Here is a 16,220-nt window from a genome sequence, read left to right on the forward strand (position 1 = left end):
ACCAGCGTACCGCCCACAGGATGACCTCTCCGGTAAAATGCCGCCCTTTGAAATCGTCCATCACAACCGACCTTACCAATCCAAGGACCCAACCTTGGCAACCGCAGCAGAGTTTGCAACAGAGCCCCCATGAGCATCACCCCGTTGTGGCGGTAACGGCAGCCGCAACGGAGGGGACGATCTGGACCTGCCCGATGCATCCGGAAATCCGCCGGGACGCTCCGGGCAGTTGCCCGATCTGCGGCATGGCGCTCGAGCCGCTGATCGCGGCGGCGGATGCCGGACCGAGTCCCGAACTTGCCGATATGACCCGGCGCTTCTGGATCGGCCTCGCGCTCGCCTTGCCCGTGTTCCTGCTGGAGATGGGCGGCCACCTGATCCCGGCGCTGCACCATCTGGTGCCGATGAACCTCTCGATCTGGATCCAGTTCGTACTGGCGACCCCGGTGGTGCTGTGGGCGGGCTGGCCGTTCTTCGAGCGTGGCTGGGCGTCGATCGTCAACCGCAGCCTCAACATGTTCACGCTGATCGCGATGGGCACCGGCGTCGCCTGGGGATACAGCATCGTCGCGACATTTGCGCCGCAGCTTTTCCCGCAGGCTTTCCGTGACGCCGATTGAAGTGGTGCCAGTTTTCTGGACAGGGTGTTAAGCTACTCCCGACCTGACGGATTGGTACGGGAATGAAGACGACAAGGAAGCGCTACAGCGCTGATTTCAAGGCCAAGGTTGCGCTGGAAGCGATCCGGGGCGATCTGACGCTGGCGGAGCTGGCAGCCAAGCATGGCGTGCACCACACGATGATCGCGTCCTGGAAGCGGCAGGCCATCGACGGGATGGCCGGCACGTTCTCCGGGGCTGGCGATGCCGGCAAGTCCGTCAGCGAGAGCGAGGTGGAAAAGCTGCACGCCAAGATCGGGCAGTTGGTCATCGAGCGGGATTTTTTAGCGAAAGCCTTCGGTCGATGAGCGTGGACCGGAGGCGGGCGATGGTCGAAGCTGCTCACCACCGCCTGTCGATCACGGCGCAATGCCGCCTGCTGCGGATCAGCCGCTCGTCCTATTACTATGTCCCGGTGCCAGAGACGGATGAGACGCTGGCGCTGATGACAGTGATCGACGCGACGTTCCTCGACTGCCCGTGGTATGGCAGTCGTCAGATGGCCCGGCATCTGCGGCGCGCCGGACACGAGATCGGTCGTCGTCGGGCACGGCGACTGATGGCAATGATGGGTCTGACACCGATCTACCAGCGGCCGCGCACGAGCGATCCGCACCCGCAGCACCGGGTCTATCCGTACCTGCTGCGTAAACTGGCGATCGAACGGCCCAACCATGTGTGGTGCGCCGACGTGACCTACATTCCGATGCGGCGCGGCTTCCTGTACCTGGTCGCGATCATGGACTGGGCCACCCGCAAGGTCTTGGCCTGGCGGCTGTCGAACACGATGGATGCGGGCTTCTGCGTCGCGGCACTGGAGGAAGCGCTGGCCCGCTACGGCAAGCCCGAGATCTTCAACACCGATCAAGGCAGCCAATTTACGTCGCAAGCCTTCACTAGCGTGCTGCGCGACGCCGAGGTCCGCATCAGCATGGATGGCCGGGGCCGGTGGATGGACAATGTCTTCATCGAGCGGCTCTGGCGCTCCCTGAAGTACGAGTGCGTCTATCTCCATGCCTTCGAGACTGGTTCCGAGCTGCGCGCTGGTCTTGGCCGATGGATTACCTATTACAACACCCAGCGGCCGCACTCGGGCCTTGCCGGGAGAACCCCGGTGGAGCCTATCGGCAGATCGGACGATCAGATCATGGGGGGCATGCCCCCATGATCTGATAATCAAACAGGCGGCATGAACGACAACCGGGATTAGCTTAACTCAGCCGCCAAACTGTCCAAGAAGGCGGGACCATCTCAGATCGGTAGAGCATCGAGAATGATATGCAAGTCACGAAACGACAATGCACCTGCCTTCGCCGCACGTTCGAGAAACTCCTTCATGGCTCACCTATTCTGTTCGGCGCATGCGCGCTCTCATAGCTCTAAAGCAGGAATAGCACAGTTGACCTTTAGATTTTATTCCACTGTGCCTGGCACCTAATTGATGACTGGAAAATTGATACGAGGCCGCATTTTTCCCAGTCACATCATGAGGTTGATCCTGCAGCGTCACTCAGCGACCTGCATTTTGTCGTGATCGGTCAGCTGAGTTCGTCGATCTGCGTGGCCCTCAAAAGGCGGAAAAGCAGACCTCGACGCTGGCCGAGCGGCCCGGCGCAACCTTACCAGCCGCCCCCCAGCGCACGATAGAGCTGAACGGTTGCCGTTCCTTGTGCGATGCGGGTCTGTTCCATCTTGTCCTCGTCCGAGAGCGCATCCAATCGGGCCTGCAACACATCGCCCAACTGCGTGCGTCCGGCATCGTACAATATCGCCAGCTGGTCGGCGCGTCGGCGGGCCATGTCGGATGTACGGATAAGCCCGGCCAGGCGTTCGTCCAGCCCCGCCCGAAAACCATAAGCGGATTCAACTTCCTCGAGCGCCGACAGCATGGCCTGGTCATAATTGGCGAGAGCAGCCTCAAGTTCGGCATCGCCCGCCTTGACACTGGCCTGCAACCTTCCGGCATTGAAAAGCGGCATCGATGCGGAAAGGCCGACCAGACCTCCGGTTCCGCCATAGCCCGGCAGGCCGCCCAGTTCGATATGCCCGTTCTGCCCCAGAAAATGGATGGCGAAGCGCGGAAGCAGATCGGCCTTCAGGCTCTTGAGGCGCGCCGCACGCGCGTTCACCAGCCATGATCGCGCCGCGACATCAGGCCGGCGATCAAGAATGTCGGAAGGAAGTTGCCCGGTGGGCGCATCTGGCGTCTCAAAAGTGGCGGAGGCGACCATATCCGGCGCCTGTTCGGGGACGTCGCCCGCCAGCACGGCCAGTCGCCGCTTGCGCGCATCGACGAGGGATGTGAGGGCCGGGCGGGAGGCGCGCAGCGCCTCCAGTCCATTGCGGGCGCGGGTGACATCGGCCGCTGTCGCGGCGCCCGTCCGCTGCCGGGCGGCCGCATAATCGACAAGGCGACTGGCCGTAGCCTCGCTGCGATCGAGGACATCGAGGCGCCGCCTCAGCCCCTGCAGCTGCTGATAATTTTCGACGACATCGGCGGCGACCATGAGCCTGACGCCATCGGCCGTTCGTGCGGTGCTTTCGGAAAGCGCGCGCGCCATTTCGGCGTCGGCATGGCGTCCACCGAACAGGTCAGCCTCCCAGGTGGCTCCAAGACCCACCAGATATCCACTGCCGCTGTTTCCGGACAGCGACGGCAGCATGGCCTGCCACTTGTCATCGATCCCGGCATCGCTCTGACTGGCCCACGCTGTGCCATTTGCGGCAACGGTAGGATAAAGCGCCGATTCCGCGACAGTGACTAGCGCACGCGCGGCGGCGACATGGGCCTTTGCAGCGCGGATATCGGCGTTTGCTTCGAGCGATTTCTCGACCAGCGCATCAAGAGCGGGATCGCCCCACGCCGTCCACCAGCGGTCTGTCCCGGTTATTGCCGCGTCGTTCGCCGCCGCCGCATCCAGGCGATTGGGCGGAGTGATGCGTGGCGCGTGCGCGGGCGTGTTCGGGACGCTGGCGCAAGCGGTGAGCAGCAGCGCGAGCGATGGAGGAAGCAATTGGCTATGCATTCTGATTTTCCTGGGTGATGTCATCCATGACCTTTAGCCCTGCCTTGAGAGCATCGAACGGAAGCGGCTGACGGCCATCGCCACGAAGAACACGCCCGAGCCGCAGATGATCGCGAGTTCCGGCAGGATCGTTCGCACGCCCGCGCCGCGATAGAGGATCGCCTGGGAGAGGCTGACGAACTGGGTGGTCGGCAGACATAGCGCAATCGTCCGGATCGCCGAGGGCATGCTCTCGAGCGGCGTTGCCGCTCCCGAGAGCAGATAAGCGATGGCGTAGACGGGCACTGCGAAGAGCCCGAACTGCGGCATGGATGGCGCGAGCGTTGCCATCCACATGCCGAGCGAGGTGACCGAGAAGAGGTAGAGAAACATCGCGGCAGTGAAGAGCAGGAGAGATCCGGTCAGCGGCACGCCCAGAACGCCATGAACGACGAACCAGAGGGACGCGATCGAGGCCAGCAGGATGACGAGGCCGTTGGCAAGGATCTTGGCGAAGGCGATCTCGCTGGCGCGCACCGGCATCACCAGCAGATGCTCGATCGTGCCATGCTCACGCTCACGGATCACCGCCGCGCCGACGAGGATGATCGAGAGCACCGTCACGTTGGTGACGATCTGCATGACCGAGGTATACCAGGCCGACTGGGCGTTGGGATTGAAATGCATCCGGCTTTCGACCTGGACCGGCAGCGTCTCCAGGAGGCCCCGGGCATGGAGGAAGTCGAGCGTTTCCTGCGCGAATATCTGCTGGAAATAGGCAGCGCCCAGACCTGCCTGCGTCATGGCGGTCGCGTCGACGAGAATCTGGACGGAAGGCGACCGGCCCGCGAGCGTATCGGCTTCGAAGCGGGGCGGGATTTCGATGACGAAGATATATTTTCCGCTGTTCATCGCAGGGCCGATCGCGGATCGCTCGATGTCCTCGGGTGGTTTGAAATAGGGCTGCTGGATGGCATCGCGCAGCCGGCGCGACAGTTCGGAATGATCCTCGTCCATGATCGCGACCGAAGCGTTCATGACCTCTGCGCGTACCCCGTTCGCAACAAGCTGGATCGCCACGGTGAAAGCGAAGAGGATAAGCGCCATCAGCGTCACATCCTTCATGACACTGCGCAGTTCCTTGCCGCTCAGAAGCGCAACGTTGAGAATCCAGCGCGTCATTTCTCCTGCTTTCCCAGCATCAGGCGTGCGCCGCCCACGAAGAGGAATGCGAGCGCCATCAGGGCCAGATAGGCCTGGCCGAAACTGGCCATGCCCAGACCCTTGGTGAATGTGCCGAGACTGACGATCTGGAACCAGGAGGAGGGGAAGGTCAGCCCGATGATATGGCTCGGGCCTGTCAGGGTGGAAACGGGGTAAAGGAGCCCGGAGAAGTTCACCGACGGAATAAGACAGATGAGGGATGTCGCGAAGATGGCGGCGACCTGCGAGCGCACAAAGGCCGAGATCATCAGCCCCAGCCCGGTGACAGACAGAATGAAGAGGAACCCGCCGATCAGAAGGGCCGGCAAGGACCCCTTGAGCGGTACTCCCAAAATGAAGACAGTCACCAGGATCAGCGTCACGAAACTGATCATCGCAAGAAGGGCATAGGGCATCTGCTTGCCGACCAGGAATGCGCCCAGGCTCGCCGGCGAAGCGTAGAGATTGGTGATCGAGCCGATTTCCTTTTCGCGCACGACCCCAAGGGCCGTCAGCATCGCGGGAATGAGGATCATGCAGAGCATCAGGACGCCCGGCGCCATGGCGTAGATGCTGCGAAACTCCTGATTGTAGATGAAGCGCGGTTCGATTGTGGACGAGAGATCAGGCACAGCGAAGGGCTGCGCGGACCGCAACTGGTCCATTGCGTAGCGAAGGAGAACAGCCTCGGCATAAGCGCGGGCGTTCGACGCGGGGAAAGGACTCGCGCCGTCGATCCGCACGTCGACCGCGGGCCGCCGCCCTGCGGTCAGATCGCGTCCGAAGCCGGGGGGTATGTCCAGCACCATCTTGGTCGATGCCTCGCGCAGCGCCTGATCGGCGGCCGCGTCGCTCGCAAGTTCGGGCTCAACCTGGAAATAGCGTGACCCTTCAAAATAAAGTTGCAGGTCACGGCTGGCGGCACTGCGGTCATGATCGAGAACGGCAAGGCGGATATTCTGGACGTCGAAGGAAATGCTGTAGGCTGCAATGCACAGCAGGATGATCGGGCCGATCAGCGCGAAGGCGAGCCGGATGCGATCGCGCATGAGTTCGGTCGCTTCGCGCCGGGCAAAGGCCCAGGCGAAGCCCGGCCAGCTGCCGGCAGCGGTTGGTAATCGCGGCCGGCCGGGAGCCGTCGATCGCGCACCGGCGGCAGGAGTGGACGAAGCGACCGAAGCATCGACCGGCAGATGGGCGGAAGCAGTCGGCGCTTCGTCATTATCCTTCTCGAGGACAGCGATAAAAGCATCCTCGAGCCGCTGCGCATCATATCGCTGTGTGAGTTCCGTCGGCGCGCCGACCGCCAGAACCCGCCCGCGATGCATCAGCGATATGCGGTCGCACCGTTCCGCCTCGTTCATGAAGTGGGTGGAGACGAAGATCGTTACCCCTTCATCGCGCGAGAGGCGGATCAGATGGCGCCAGAACATGTCGCGCGCCGCCGGATCGACGCCGGACGTGGGCTCGTCCAGGATCAGGATCTCGGGTCGATGGAGGCAGGCGGCGGCGAGTTGCAGGCGTTGCCGTATGCCGAGCGGCAGAGCGGCGGGAACGGCATCGGCATGGGCTTCGAGCTCGAACTGGGCAAGCGCGGCCGAAACCAGTTCGCCTGCCTGCTGGCGTGGCACGCGATAGAGCCGCGCATGAAGGACCAGGTTCTGGCGAACCGAAAGCTCTTCATAGAGCGAGAAGGCCTGCGACATATAGCCCACGCGCATGCGCGTCTCCATGTCTCCGGGGGCGATCGGCCGCCCGAAAAGGCTGGCCGTTCCGTCCGTCGCATCGAGCAGGCCGGTCAGCATCTTCATGGTCGTGGTCTTGCCGCAGCCGTTCGAGCCCAGAAAACCGAATATCTCGCCGCGTCCGATGCGAAAGCTCACATGATCGACCGCTACGAAATCACCAAAGCGCCGCGTCAGATCATGCGCCTCGATTGCCGGCGCTTCGCCCTTGTCCTGCCAGGCCGGCACGACCAGCGCGTCGCCCGATGGCCGCTTGTCTTGCGGAAGCAGGCGAACATAGGCGGCTTCGAGCGTATCCGCGCCCGCGTCACGCATGATCTCGCGCGTATCCCCTTGCGCGATCACCTTGCCATCGTCCATCGCCACGAGGTGGCCAAAGCGCTCTGCCTCTTCCATGTAAGCCGTGGAGACCAGCACGGTCATGTCCGGCCGCTCCGCGCACATCGCATCCACCAGTTCCCAGAACTGCCGTCGTGAAAGAGGGTCTACCCCCGTGGTGGGTTCGTCGAGGATGAGCAGATCCGGATCGTGCACCAGCGAGCAACACAGGCCCAGCTTCTGCTTCATGCCGCCCGAAAGTTTGCCGGCGGGCCGGTCCGGAAAGGGTGCAAGCCCCGTCGCGTCCAGCAAGCGCCGCATATGCGCTTCCCGCTCGACTGCAGACAGTCCGAAGAGGCGACCAAAGAAGTCGATATTCTCGCGGACGGAAAGCGTCGGGTAGAGATTGCGACCAAGCCCCTGGGGCATATAGGCGACGCGGGAAAGGAACTCCTCCCGCTTGCGACGCTCGGTGAGATCGAAGCCGAGAACCGAAAGACGTCCCGTTTGCAGCTTTTTCACGCCGGATATGAGGCCGAGCAGCGTCGACTTGCCTACGCCATCGGGCCCGACCAGCGCGGTGGTCTTCCCCTTGGGCAGGGAGAGCGAAACCTCGTTCAGGGCGACGATACCGCCATATCGATGCGAAAGGCTTTCGATCCGTATCGCCTCTTCGGGGAGGATCTGAGCGGGCGGGATCATTTGTCGATCTTGGTGAGGTCGGGCCAGGGCTGGCGCGTATCGGTGCGCACGAACCCGTCCGCCGTCATGCCGGCTTTCAGCCTTCCGTCCAGGCCACGGGCGAGATCAGGCGCGATCTGCAGCTTCACCCGGTAGGACAGGTTCTCGCGTTCGCTGGCCGTCTCGACGAATTTTGGCGTGAACTGCGCATCGGGCGCCACGAAGCTGACGCGCGCGGGAATGGCGTCGCCAAAACCCTGCGGAAGAATGCGTGCCTCGTCGCCGATCCTGATCTTGCCGGCGACCGAAGCGGGCAGGAAGATGGTGAGCCAGGCATCCTCGGCATTGACCAGCGACACGATCTTGCCGCCCGGTGGCAACATGGTTCCAGGCTCGACGATCCGATATTCGACGCGCCCGGGCGTCGGTGCGATGATCCGCAGGTCGGCAAGGCCGGCTCTGGTTTGCGCGATCAGGGCGTCGGCCTGGGCAATGGCCGAGCGTGCCTCGCCGACACCGCCGCCCGCCGCCTGGGCGCCACCTTGCGCAGCACCCAAGGCCAGGCGACGCTGCTCCAGCTCGACGTTCGAGACCATGTCACGCTCCCGCAGCTTGCCGGTCTCGACCCAGTCGATGCGGGCGAGCTGAGCCTGACTGTCCCGCGCGGCGAGCTCCCCTTGCGCGCGCATGAGGGCGGACACTGCCTGTTCGCGCTTGGCAAGCGCTCCGGCGAGTTGGGTTTTGAGGTCTACATCATCCTGCCGGGCGATGACCTGACCCGCCCCGACGAGATCACCTTCATGGACGTCAAGCGACATCAGGCGGCCAGGATATTTGGCGGCAATATCGGTGCGCGTCATCTCGAGACGGCCGTTGCCGCGCACGATGGTATTGGGGAGCTTGTCGGTGCGTCCAAACATCCACCACAGCCCGAAAGCCAGGGCGATGAGGACGACGGCCAGAATGGGAATGACGATAGGGCCCCGCAGCTTCACGCTATACCTCCTTGAGCGTTCATCGCACGAGCGCCACGCCGATCCGCAGGCGCGTCACGTGCTTGTTATAGTCGAGCAGATTTTCGCCATAGCCGGTGAAGCCCTGGCCGAAGAGATAGAAGTCCGGGCCTCCGCCCAGGATACGCCGGAACGGGTAGGAGAGCTCGGCGGTCAGAGCTCCCTTGCCGCTACCCAGGTTGAGACGGGTAGAAGCCGAGACGCGCAGCCCATCATCCTCGCTGGCCTCAATGAAAAGCCCGCTATTGCCGCGATATCGGCGAATGTCAGGATTGTCCGAAAGGTTTCCGAGATAGAGCCACAGCCGCGGCGCGATCGTCAGCCTTCGGTCCTCGCCGAGCGAGAAGCCGGCCATCGGGGCCAGATAGAGCATGTTGAGGCTGCGCGAGGCTGCGCCATCGCGTCCATTGGACTCATGGCGAAGGCCGATCTGGCCGCTGATCGTGGCCTTATCTGACACGGGCAGGGCAGGCGAGAGATAGAAGAGCTCGGGTTGATAATCGATATTGCGGAAGGGCGAGGATTTCGCCGCCACGTCCCAGAACATGCGCTGGGTATAGGCGAAATAGAGGCCGTCGATCAGCGAGGGAGAGCGGTCCATCCGCGCTCGACTTCCGAACAGCTGATATTTGAAACTGATCTGGATGCGTGCGTCGGTGTTGGTCCCGGGGCCATAGACCGCATAGATCGGTTCGTAGACCGAGAGATTGGGGATGAAAGCATTGCCCCGGGTTCGGTCTGTCGGCGATGGTGTGACGGAGTCTGGCGATATCTGCGGAGAGGTCGGAGGCGTGAGCGAGGGCGCGGCAGTCAGGGCGACCGGGGCAGAGCGGTCGGCCTCAGGATCGACGCCGATCGTCAGGAGGATTTGCTGCGTTGACCAGGAGGGAATGGACAAGGCCGCGCCGTCCATGACGTCCTGAAAGTCGATCCGGTAGCGCGCCGCCGCAAAGCCATTGGCCCGGATCGTCAGAACCGCAGCCTGTTTTTCGCCTCGTTGCAGCCAGACCTTTCGATACGTGCCGTTGCTGACCAGATCGGCCGCAACCTCGTCGGGAAGGCGAACCTCCTGCGCGGCCGCCCCGGCATTGAGAACGCGCACATCGACAAGGATATGTCCGCTCTGATCGCGGTTGCCTGCGCGCTGGACGACATACTCCAGAGCAGCTTGCGCGTGCGCCTGCGACGCCAGTACGGCGCTGGCTGCGAGGGCAAGAGGGGCAGCCCGAACGATCACGCGAAAAGATGCTGCCCGTTATCGACCGGAATGATCGTGCCGGTGATCCGCTTCGCGGCATCGCTGACGAGGAAGGCGGCCAGCGCGCCGACGTCGCTTACGTCAACCAATTTTCCTGCGGGAACCTGCGCGGCAGCCCGATCGAGCAACTCGTCGAACCGGTCGATTCCGCTTGCGGCGCGGGTGGCAATCGGCCCTGGTGAAATAGCGTGTGCCCGAATGGCTTTGGCGCCCAGTTCCGCGGCGACATAGCGCGTTGCGCTTTCCAGGGCCGCCTTGACGGGACCCATCAGGTTATAGTGTTCGACCACCCGCTCCGAACCATAGAAGGTCACGCAAAGCAGGCATCCGCCCGTTGCCATCAGCGGTTCGGCGAGCTTCGCCATGCGAAGGAAACTGTGGCAGGACACGTCCATCGCCGTCGAGAAGCCTTGCGCACTGCTGTCGACCACCCGACCGTGGAGATCCTCCTTCGGCGCGAAGGCGATCGAGTGCAGCAGGAAATCGAGGCCACCCCAGCGTTCTTGCACCTGGCCGAAAAGCGCCTCGAGTTCGCCGGGGATGCGTACATCGCACGGCGCAGTCCATTCGACGCCGAGCTGGTCGACGACAGGCTGGACCCAGTCCTTTGCCTTTTCGTTGAGATAGGTGGCGGCAAGCCGGGCGCCGCACCGGGCAAATGCCTCCGCGCATCCTGCCGCGATGCTATGTTCGTTTGCGATCCCGATGACGAGGCCGCGCTTGCCGGTCAGATCTACAAGCGGTGTCATTGGGCGGTCTCCTGCAGCAGGCTGAGCGTGTGAATTGCGATCATGCGTTCCTCGTCGGTGGGGATGACGAGGGCCTTGATCCGGCTCTCGGGGGCGCTGATCAGCGTCTCACCTGCAGCATTGGCGCGATCATCGATCTCAAGGCCCAGCCATTGGAGCCGGCGACCAATAAGACTGCGCATGCCCGCGTCATTTTCGCCGATGCCAGCAGTAAAGATGATCCCGTCCACACCCTCCAGCGAAGCGGCAAGGGCGCCGGTGTCACGGGCTACCCGCCAGGCGAAGAGATCAATCGCTTCTTTCGCTTCGGGTGCGTCGCTCGCGGCAAGCGTGCGCATGTCGCTGGAAATGCCCGACACGCCCAGAAGGCCCGATTGCCTGTAAAGCATATCCTCTATCGTCTTGGCGCCCATGCCCATCTGCGTCATGAGATGCAGCACGACACCGGGGTCGAGACTGCCCGAGCGGGAGCCCATCATCAAACCGTCGAGCGCGGTGAACCCCATGGTCGTGTCGACGCTTTGCCCCGCCGCCATGGCGCAAAGGCTCGCGCCATTGCCCAGATGTGCGGCGATGACCTTGCCCGAGGCCAGCGCCGGGTCGATCGCGGCGAGGCGCCGGGCGATATATTCATAGGAAAGGCCGTGAAAACCGTAGCGACGGATGCCCTGGTCGTGAAGCGCACGGGGGATTGCGAAACGAGAGGCGAGGGCTGGCTTGTCATGATGGAAAGCGGTGTCGAAGCAGGCGACCTGAGGCAGGTCGGGATCAAGCTTGGTGATCGCCCGGACGGCAGCCAGGTTATGGGGCTGATGCAGGGGCGCCAGCGGACAAAGTGCTTCCAGCTTGTCGATCAATTCAGAATCGATGCGCCGCGGGACGGAAAATTCTGTGCCGCCATGGACGATGCGGTGTCCGATGGCGGCGATCTCATAGCCTTCAAGTGGATGCTGCATCGCCCAGGAAAAAAGATCGGCCAGCAAGTCGGCGTGGGTAAGGCCTGCGCCATCCGGCCAGGTGCGATCGAGCAGGATCGTACCGTCCGTCCTTCGGGCCTTCAGCGCTGGCGCTATCCCGATTTTCTCGATCTTTCCGCCGGCCGCGAGTTGGAGGCTGCCTCCCGGCTCCATGGCGAAGAGAGAGAATTTGATGCTCGACGAGCCGGAATTGAGGCTGACGACCGCCTTCATGCACTCTTGCCCCCGGGCAATCCAGGGGCTGCCGGCGTCACGGCGCGCGCCATCAGCACCGCCACTGCGCAGGACGCGAGACGCGTGCGCAGGCTGTCGGCACGGCTCGTCAGGATGATCGGCACGCGCGCGCCAAGCACGATACCGGCCGCGTCGGCGCCGCCCAGGAATGTGAGCTGCTTGGCCAGCATGTTCCCGGCTTCGAGGTTGGGCACGACCAGAATTTCCGCATGGCCCGCAACTTCGGAAACGATACCCTTTTCCCTGGCCGCGGCCTCGCTGACCGCATTGTCGAAGGCGAGGGGTCCATCGAGAATGCCGCCGCTGATCTGCCCGCGATCCGCCATCTTGCAGAGCGCCGCCGCATCCAGCGTCGAAGGCATTGCCGGGTTGACGGTTTCGACCGCGGCGAGGATCGCGACTTTGGGCGCCTCCATGCCGATCACATGCGCGAGATCGATGGCGTTGCGGATGATGTCGGCCTTTTCCTCGAGGGAGGGGGCGATGTTGATAGCGGCATCGGTAATGATGAGCGGTGTCGGCCGGCCAGGCACGTCCATGACATAGGCATGGCTGATCCGTCGTTCGGTGCGAAGGCCTGTAGCGGAAGAGACTACCGCGCCCATCAGTTCATCCGTGTGCAGTGATCCCTTCATGACGAGCTGCGCTTCGCCCGTGCGCACCAGTTCCACCGCCTTGGCCGCTGCGGCATGACTGTGCGCCACCGGCACGATCCGGAAACCGTCGATCGCGCGCGAGGCCGCAGTGGCTGCGGCCTTGATCTTCGCATCGGGCCCGATGAGGATCGGGGCGATCAATCCGGCTTGCGCCGCATCGAGCGCCGCAGTGATGGCGGCTTCGCTGCAAGGATGCACGATCGCCGTCGGGACCGGATCGCTACCACCGGCAAGCTCCATCAGCCGGCGATATTTGTCATGATCGTTGAGGCGAACGTCCGGCAGCTCCGCGCGCGGGCGCAGCACCTTTTCGCCGGGCGCGATCACCTGGGCCTGGCCAGTGATGACATCCTCGCCATGCTGGTTGGCGCAGCGGCAGTCGAGGATCAGGATTTTCTTCTCCGCACGCTTCTCGACGACGGTGACCGAGGCGGTGATCGTGTCGCCCGGTGCGACGGGGCGGCGGAAGCGCAACGACTGGTCCAGATAGATGGTGCCAGGACCGGGTAGTTGCGTTCCGAGGACGGCGGAGATGAGGCCGCCGCCCCACATGCCGTGGGCAATGACGTGGCGGAACATGTCGGTCGCGGCATATTGCGCGTCGAGGTGAGCCGGATTGACGTCGCCAGACACCAGGGCGAAAAGCTGAATGTCTTCCGGCTCGAGCGTTCGTGTGACCGATGCGGTGTCGCCAACTTCGATTTCATCGAAGGTGCGGTTTTCGATCATCGCTGGACCGGCCATCGCTCAACGCTCCTTCACATAGTGGCCAGGTGCCGGATAGAGCGCGGGATATCCCTTGTCGGGCGATCCCATCGGGGGAGGCGGGACGGGCTCGCTCGAATGGTCGACCAGCCATTCGCCCCAGGCGGTCCACCAGCTTCCCTCATGCGGCTCGGCGCGCGTAAGCCATTCCTCCGCGTCGAGCACGGGGCCGTCTTCCACACGATCGAGCACGCTGTAGCGACGCCCCCTGTGGCCCGGCTCCGATACAATGCCGGCATTGTGACCGCCGCTTGTCAGCACGAAGCGGATGGAGGCCGGGGAGAGCATGTGGATCTTGTGGACCGACTTCCACGGCGCGACATGGTCGCGTTCGGTTCCTACGATGAACATCGGTTTGCGCAGCGCCGACAGGGAAATAGCCCGGCCGTCGACCTTGTATTTGCCTTCGGCCAGATCATCATCGAGAAACAGACGGCGCAGATACTGGCTGTGCATGGCATAAGGCATGCGCGTGCCGTCGGCGTTCCACGCCATGAGATCGTTCATGGGCGCACGCTCGCCCATCAGATATTCGGTGAGGATCCGCGACCAGACGAGATCGTTCGAACGCAGAATCTCGAACGCACCGCCCATCTGGCTGCTGTCGAGATAGCCCCGGCTCCACATCATGTTCTCGAGCAGATTGAGCTGGGACTCATCGATGAAAAGGCCAAGTTCTCCGGGTTCGCTGAACTCGGTCTGGGCCGCGAGCAGGGTGACGCTCGCCAGCCTGTCGTCGCCATCGCGCGCCATTGCGGCTGCGGCAATGGACAGCAATGTGCCCCCGAGACAATAACCCAGCGCGTGGATATGCGCGTCGCCGCAGATCGCGTGGATGGCATCGATCGCTGCCATCGCGCCCAGCCGTCGATAGGCGTCCATGTCGAGGTTGCGGTCGGCGCTGCCCGGATTGTGCCAGGAGATGGCGAAGACCGTGTAACCCTGGCCCACCAGCCAGCGGACCAGCGAATTGTCCGGCGAAAGATCGAGAATATAATATTTCATGATCCAGGCGGGCACGATCAGCACCGGCTCCGGATGGACCATCCCGCTCGTCGGTTCATACTGGATCAGTTCGATCAGTTCGTTGCGATAGACGACCTTTCCTGGCGTCGCGGCAACAGTCTCGCCAACCGGGAACGCCTCAACTCCCGCCGGTGATTCCCCTCGTGCAAGGCGGCTCATGTCCTCGAAAAGATGCTCGATGCCGTCGATGAGGCAGCGCCCGCCTGTTTCGACGATCCGCTTCTGGAGCACGGGATTCGCCGCGATAATGTTCGTCGGCGCGACGATGTCGAGGATTTGGCGGGCCGCGAACGCAACCATGTCTTCATGATGACGGTCCACGCCCTTTATGCCCGTCGTGGCGGCGTGCCACCATTGCTGGGTCAGCAGAAATGCCTGCACGAGAAGATCATAGGGCTGTTCCCGCCAGGCAGGGTCGTCGAAGCGGCGGTCCTGGGGCAGCGGCTCGATTGCGGGAAGGGTGTCGGGATCGCCGGCGCGCCGGGCTGCATAATCAGCCAGTCGCATATATTTGCGACCCAGCTTGGTAGCCAGTTGCAACTGCCTGCCCGGAGAGATGGCGAGATGGAGCGCCCAGTCCGACCATGCCTGAACAAGCGTTGCGGGAGACAGGCCATGCGTTGCCTGAGCCACCATCGCAGCCGCTGCGTGATCGAGCGTCTCGGCGAGGCCGTCGAGGGGGTCGGTTTGGTGTTCATCGATCGACATGCTCAATCTCCTGCGGCGGCAGAGCGGCAATGCCTGCGAGCAGGCGAGTCCCTCTGCTGTGTTTCTTTGCGCAGGCGCTCGGCAGCCTGCAGAAAGGTTAAGTACCTCCCCTTTGAGGTTCACCGCGGCGGAGCGCATGGCTCGCCGTGGAGCAAAGTCTCGACGATGGTCTCTGCGATGAGAATTCGGGCGGCGTCCTCAGGGATCTCGGGAGCAAGCGATCGCAGGACAGTAGGAAAGCTGGCGGGTTGATTGGCAGCGGCGCTCAGCAACGCGAAAAAGAGCGCAGGGTGACTGGCCCTGATTATGCCCTGAGCGATTCCGGCCTCGTAAAGCGTCCGACAACTTTCATAGGCAGGATGGATCAGTTGTTCCGTAACCAATGTCGACCGCTCAGACCTATCCGCTGCGTGCCGAACGACAAAATCCCTCACATAGGGATGGTCCGAATAAAAATAGATTATGCGCGTAATCGCGTCGCAAAGTCGGTCATGAACCGAACGGCTATCGTCTGAGGCAATCTTGGAAATTTCCGCGATTATTCCGGTCGTGCTCTGTGTTATCGCTTCCAGGCAGGCTTTCCAGAGTTGAGCTTTGCTTCCGAAATGCACGCGGATGAGGTTTTGACTGACGCCAGCGGCCGATGCGATTCCTCTCAGATCTGCGCGCTCGAACCCGTCATGCGAAAATGCGCAGATGGCAGCCGCCAGCAATTCCTGTCTGCCACCAACCATATCCTTCTGCCTGCGGCCTCGGGGCGACGGGAGAGGATGAATGGCGATCTCTGTCGGCATGTAGACTCCATGATATGTTCAATTGAACATATATTATGGGTTGCACTTGCACAATGCCTGTTCGGCCGAAAAATCGAACGATCAGCAGAGGATGGGCGAAGCGCCTCTGAAAATACGGCAGTCCCGCTGGTGAGTGATCGCGACGCCTGGCGTCGATCAGACACCTTTACCACGCAGTGCTCGCTCCGGCTCTGTTGCAAAGATCGTCCGCGAGCGAGTGAGATCCGCCGCTTCATGGCAATCAAGCGGCCGTGGCCAGGTGTTGGTTTAGTAATTCCATGGCCTCGGTCAGGGCTGATGGGCCAATGCCGAAAGCTCGCTCGACAAGACGCACCTCGCCCATGATCCCTGGTTGCAGGCACCATGGTCGGGCCTGTCCTTTGCGTAGGGCGCGCATGACCTCGAAGCCTTTGATCGTGGCGTAGGCTG

At 62.8% G+C, this 16,220-nt stretch carries 11 protein-coding genes and 2 pseudogenes; 2 read left to right on the forward strand and 11 right to left on the reverse strand.

Annotated elements, in window-relative coordinates:
- Window positions 1-161: 161 nt before the first annotated feature.
- Both HT136_RS25250 and HT136_RS25255 read left to right on the forward strand, forming a co-directional pair.
- A pseudogene (locus HT136_RS25250) lies at window positions 162-617 on the forward strand (heavy metal-binding domain-containing protein); the annotation flags it as partial.
- Between the two features lie 65 nt (window positions 618-682).
- Window positions 683-1,827 (forward strand): IS3 family transposase gene (locus tag HT136_RS25255; RefSeq protein ID WP_214202562.1). Its coding sequence is split into 2 segments (ribosomal slippage): window positions 683-953 and window positions 953-1,827, totalling 1,146 coding nucleotides; the frame shifts between segments, so codons are not numbered across the junction.
- Window positions 1,828-2,278: 451 nt separating this feature from the next.
- Here HT136_RS25255 and HT136_RS25260 read toward each other — a convergent pair.
- The 11 genes and pseudogenes from HT136_RS25260 to HT136_RS25310 form a co-directional block, all read right to left on the reverse strand.
- On the reverse strand, window positions 2,279-3,685 hold the full coding sequence (locus HT136_RS25260) for an efflux transporter outer membrane subunit (protein WP_004207053.1): 1,407 nt from the start codon (window positions 3,683-3,685) through the stop codon (window positions 2,279-2,281).
- Window positions 3,686-3,718: 33 nt separating this feature from the next.
- Window positions 3,719-4,846 carry an ABC transporter permease gene (locus tag HT136_RS25265; protein ID WP_214202563.1) on the reverse strand — a complete coding sequence of 376 codons (1,128 nt, stop codon included), beginning with the start codon at window positions 4,844-4,846 and terminating at the stop codon, window positions 3,719-3,721.
- The gene (gene rbbA, locus HT136_RS25270; RefSeq protein ID WP_214202564.1) at window positions 4,843-7,632 is read right to left on the reverse strand and encodes a ribosome-associated ATPase/putative transporter RbbA; all 2,790 of its coding nucleotides are present in this window, start codon (window positions 7,630-7,632) and stop codon (window positions 4,843-4,845) included. Before rbbA ends, HT136_RS25265 begins: the two co-directional genes overlap by 4 nt.
- Entirely contained in the window at window positions 7,629-8,606 is a 978-nt protein-coding gene (locus HT136_RS25275) for an HlyD family secretion protein (protein WP_214202565.1), read from the reverse strand. The genes rbbA and HT136_RS25275 overlap by 4 nt, the downstream gene beginning before the upstream one ends.
- Before the next feature lie 19 nt (window positions 8,607-8,625).
- Entirely contained in the window at window positions 8,626-9,861 is a 1,236-nt protein-coding gene (locus tag HT136_RS25280; RefSeq protein ID WP_036526765.1) for a phospholipase A, read from the reverse strand.
- Window positions 9,858-10,631: an enoyl-ACP reductase FabI gene (gene fabI / locus HT136_RS25285; RefSeq protein ID WP_004207059.1), complete on the reverse strand. Its 774-nt coding sequence runs from the start codon at window positions 10,629-10,631 to the stop codon at window positions 9,858-9,860. Before fabI ends, HT136_RS25280 begins: the two co-directional genes overlap by 4 nt.
- Window positions 10,628-11,821, reverse strand: a complete 1,194-nt coding sequence (locus HT136_RS25290) for an acetate/propionate family kinase (protein ID WP_103095553.1) — start codon at window positions 11,819-11,821, stop codon at window positions 10,628-10,630. The genes fabI and HT136_RS25290 overlap by 4 nt, the downstream gene beginning before the upstream one ends.
- Entirely contained in the window at window positions 11,818-13,242 is a 1,425-nt protein-coding gene (locus HT136_RS25295) for a bifunctional enoyl-CoA hydratase/phosphate acetyltransferase (RefSeq protein ID WP_004207061.1), read from the reverse strand. Before HT136_RS25295 ends, HT136_RS25290 begins: the two co-directional genes overlap by 4 nt.
- Before the next feature lie 3 nt (window positions 13,243-13,245).
- Window positions 13,246-14,997 (reverse strand): PHA/PHB synthase family protein, encoded by a 1,752-nt coding sequence (locus tag HT136_RS25300; RefSeq protein ID WP_004207062.1) that lies wholly within the window; start codon window positions 14,995-14,997, stop codon window positions 13,246-13,248.
- 119 nt (window positions 14,998-15,116) lie between these two features.
- Entirely contained in the window at window positions 15,117-15,791 is a 675-nt protein-coding gene (locus HT136_RS25305; RefSeq protein ID WP_214202566.1) for a TetR/AcrR family transcriptional regulator, read from the reverse strand.
- Between the two features lie 241 nt (window positions 15,792-16,032).
- Window positions 16,033-16,220: pseudogene (locus HT136_RS25310) on the reverse strand (IS6 family transposase); the annotation flags it as partial.

It is taken from the genome of Novosphingobium profundi (genome assembly GCF_018491765.1).
Taxonomy (GTDB): Bacteria; Pseudomonadota; Alphaproteobacteria; order Sphingomonadales; family Sphingomonadaceae; genus Novosphingobium; species Novosphingobium profundi.